Source organism: Dokdonella sp. (assembly GCF_049593775.1).
GTDB lineage: Bacteria > Pseudomonadota > Gammaproteobacteria > Xanthomonadales > Rhodanobacteraceae > Dokdonella.
The window spans coordinates 1-2266 of record NZ_JBAWHJ010000428.1 but is presented as its reverse complement, the minus strand read 5'-3'; the positions used below and the strand labels follow the sequence as shown (position 1 = coordinate 2266).

The following is a 2266-nucleotide window of genomic DNA, read 5'->3' as shown; positions in this document are numbered from 1 at the left end:
GCATAACGGCCGCGTGGCAGGGTCACGAGAACATCTTCGGCGACTCCGAGCTCGACGGTATCGTACTCTCCCTTCCACAGTTCAGGCGTGGCCAGGGGCTTTCCAACTTCGTAGAGCTTGTGCGTTTCGAAGAAGCGGAATCCGTAGTTCAGCAGTTCCTGATTCGCATCGGCGCGAGCCTTCTCACTGGCAGCACCCATGACTACCGCGATCAGCCTCTGATCACCACGCTGTGCCGAGGTTGCCAGGCAATATCCGGCGTTGTTCGTATGCCCGGTCTTGATGCCGTCGACCGAGGAATCCCGCCAAAGCAACGTGTTGCGATTGTGTTGCTTGATGCCATTCCATTCGAAATCCTTGATCTTGTAGATCTCGTATTCATTCGGGTAGTCGCGAATCAGGGCACGCGAAAGCAGGGCGACATCAAGCGCCGTGGTGTAGTGGTTGTCATTGGGCAGACCGCTGGCATCCACATAGTGAGTACCAGTCATTCCCAGCTGTGCGGCGTACTGGTTCATCAAATCCGCAAACAGCGGCTCGGACCCTGCGGTGTGCTCAGCCAGTGCTATGGCAGCATCATTGCCGGACTGGATAATCATGCCGTAAAGCAATTGCTTCAGCGGAACCTGGCTGTCCAGCGCAAGAAAGCTCGTGGAACCATCGGTTCCGGCGCCACCGGATCGCCACGCGTTCTCGCTGATGGTCACAGGATCGTCAATATTGATCTTGCCATGTTCAAGTTCGGCTGAAACGACGTACGAGGTCATGATCTTGGTGATCGATGCGGGTTCGACGCGTCCCTGGGCATTGCCTTCGAGCAGTACCTGGCCGGTCGCATAATCCATCAGCACCCAGCTGCTCGCTGCGAGCGTGGGTGGTGGCGGCGTTGGCGCTGGAGCAGCCGAAGGAATGGCAGTTTTCGGCTTCGGCGTCGGCAGTGCCGGCGTCTGCGCCATCGAACAGGGCGCGCAACAGGCAGATGCGAACAGAAGGGCGGCAATCGACAACTTCATGTGCAAGACAAACTCCTAAAATTAGATGACGCGTAACTCGTTGCAACTACGGGCTGCGGGCTGGGATGGAGATCAGTCATCGATCGCGACTCGGGGCGTCCCCAGGCCCATGGCCTCGATACGCTCGACCATCGCATCAGCTTGCGCCACCGAGGCGATCGGACCGAGGCGCACCCGATACATCTCGCGGTTTTCAATGCGTGTGGTGACAATCCGGACCTTGCCGATTCCCGCCCGTTCAACCTTCTGCACGACCTGCTCAGCATTGGCACGATCCGAGAACGCACCCAGTTGCAGGAAGATGCGCGCGTCTTCATGGGAAGCTGTGACAGCAGAAGACGGCGGCGGTTCCGCGGAGGGATGCTGCGGATCGATGGCCTGGACCTCGACCAGTCCGGTTCCCTTGGGCCAGACACCGATACGCACCGCAGCCGCGTAGGACAAGTCGATGATGCGACTTTCGTGGAATGGACCTCGATCATTGACCCGCACGATAACGCTTTTGCCATTGTCGAGATTGGTCACTCGCACGTAGCTGGGCAGTGGCAACGACTTGTGCGCAGCGCTGAACTGGTACATGTCATAGGGCTCAAGGCTTGATGTCATGTAGCCGTGAAACTTGTTGCCATACCACGATGCTATACCACGCTCGGAATAACCTTCCGAATCGGGCATGACGGTGTAGGTCTTGCCGAGGACGCTATAGGGCGACTTGTTGCCGTAGCGTGATTTCGGCTCGCGCTTCGGCACGGGCTCGACGAGCTTGTCGACATCCACTTCAGGTGCTGCCGGCCCTCCGTCACGAGCGTTCTTGTAGCGAGTCGACTGCGGTCGACTGGTTTCCGGCACGCTCGATCGTGAGCTCGATGTTTCGGGCGACTTCCCCGGTGGCGGTACCTCGCGCGGCTTGCGAGAAGCGCAAGCTGCCAGCAAGAGGATCGTCACCATGAGAAACCACCGATAGATCACGGCGTCTTGCTGACGACGTTGAGCGCGATTTCCTGCGACAGTTGCCAGACCGCCATCGAATAGAGCGGGCTGCGGTTGTAGCGCGAAATGACATAGAAGTTATGGAACGTCAGCCAGTCCTCGCTGCCCTTGCTGCCTTCGAGCGTGAGCAAGGTTGCGAGTACGCTGGGGTCCACGGCTTCGGCTGGCTCGTATCCCCAGGCGCGCATTTGCTCGATCGGGTAGACGGGATCCAGACCATTCGCTTCGATCTCGCGTGCATTGGTCGCGGCCATTGCCTGGAC

General features: G+C 58.9%; 3 protein-coding genes. All 3 read right to left on the bottom strand.

Features of this window, described 5'->3' with window-relative positions:
- Positions 1–1013, bottom strand: a 1013-nt coding sequence (locus WBP53_RS14785) for a D-alanyl-D-alanine carboxypeptidase family protein (protein WP_423930258.1), incomplete at its 3' end; no start/stop codon positions are given.
- A 72-nt stretch (positions 1014–1085) separates the two neighbouring features.
- Positions 1086–1961 (bottom strand): septal ring lytic transglycosylase RlpA family protein, encoded by an 876-nt coding sequence (locus WBP53_RS14780; protein WP_423930256.1) that lies wholly within the window; start codon positions 1959–1961, stop codon positions 1086–1088.
- A 17-nt stretch (positions 1962–1978) separates the two neighbouring features.
- Positions 1979–2266, bottom strand: a 288-nt coding sequence (locus tag WBP53_RS14775; RefSeq protein WP_423930254.1) for a lytic murein transglycosylase, incomplete at its 5' end; no start/stop codon positions are given.